The sequence below is a fragment of the Streptomyces sp. NPDC058964 genome (assembly GCF_042741275.1).
Lineage (GTDB): Bacteria > Actinomycetota > Actinomycetes > Streptomycetales > Streptomycetaceae > Streptomyces.
In genome coordinates this window covers 1-1417 of the sequence record NZ_JBHYKH010000966.1, presented here as the reverse complement: position 1 = coordinate 1417, position 1417 = coordinate 1, and the positions used below count along the sequence as shown (strand labels likewise).

The 1417-nt window shown below is 71.1% G+C and carries 1 pseudogene; it reads right to left on the bottom strand.

Annotation, left to right across the window (positions count from 1 at the left end):
* A pseudogene (locus ACFW2E_RS46880) lies at positions 1 to 1417 on the bottom strand (SMC family ATPase); the annotation flags it as partial.

The window sequence follows — 1417 nt, the reverse complement described above, 5'->3', positions numbered from 1 at the left end:
GGTGCCGAAGCCTTCGTCGATGAAGAGGGTGTCGAGGGGGTTGCCGCCGGCTTCGTGAGTGACGACGTCGGCCAGGCCGAGGGCGAGGGCGAGGGAGGCGAAGAAGGATTCGCCGCCGGAGAGGGTGTCGGTCTTGCGGGGGCGGCCGGTCCAGGAGTCGGTGATTTCCAGGCCGAGGCCGGAGCGGGCGCCGTGGGCGGCTTGGTGGTCGGAGTGGCGGAGGGTGTAGCGGCCTTCGGACATCAGGCTCAGGCGGGTGTTGGCAGCGGCGACGACTTGTTCGAGGCGGGCGGCCAGGACGTAGGCCTCCAGTTGCATGCGGACCCGGGTGCCGGAGGCGTTGCCGGTGGCCAGGTCGGCGAGGTGACGGGCGGTGCTGTGGGCCTGCTCGAGTGCTTCCAGGCGTTCGACGACCCCGGCCAGGGTGGTGCTGAGGTCGGTGAGGTCGGTGGTGCGGGCCTGGGCGGTGCTGGCGGTGGTGACCGCTAGCGCATGCTGGTCGTCTGCGGCCGTGCGCAGAGCTGTCGCAGCTTCGACGTCGGCGGCCGGCTGGGCTGCTGCTTCCTGCAGGACGGGGTCGTCGAGGACGGTCTGGTGGGAGGCGCGGGCCTCGCGCCATTGGTTGATCTCTTCCTCCAGTTCGTGGAGGTCCTTGTCGCTGAGCACGGCTTGTTCAGCGGCAGCGAGGGTGTCGAAGCCCTGGGATGTGGCGGCGGCGGTGGCTTCGCTGGTACGGGTGTGCAGGACCTGGGTGGCGGAGGCGGCGGTGCGGGATGCCTCGGCTGCCTGCTCGAGGTGATCGGCGGTGCGGGTGAGGTCGTCGATGCGGGCCGTCAGGGTGGGGGCGGTGCCGCGGGCGGCATCGAGTTTCTCGGTGAGCTCCGCTTGCCGTTGGGACAGGGTGTCGTAGCTGGCGTTGCGGGCGGACAGGCCGGCGGTGGCGACGCTGTCCTGCTCGGTCATGGTGGTGTGTTCGCGGTCCAGCGTGAGGAGTTCTTCCTCTACGGTTCCGCGGTCGGTGGCACGTTCGAGGGTGTCGGCCAGCTGTGCGGCGAGTGCTTCGTGTTCGGTCTTGAGGCTGGCCAGGGGGGTGTCGCCGGCTTCGCCGGTGGCACCGGCGGCGTTCTCGCGCAGTTGCTGCAGCTCGGCCGCGATCTTGTCGCGCTGTTGCTGGGCGCGCTGGTGGGCTTTCTCGGCGGCTTGTTCGTCCTCGCGGGTGGGATGCCCGTCGGGAGCCTGGGCGGGAGCGGGGTGGGAGCACGAGCCGCAGACCGGGCATGGTGCGCCGGCGGTGAGGCCGGCGGCGAGCTCGGCGGCCATGCCCTCGGTGCGTCGGCGGCGGATGGCGATGTGGGCCTGGGCTGCCTGTTCGGTTTCCTTCTGGGCGGCGGCCAGGCGCTGTTCGGTGGTGGTGATT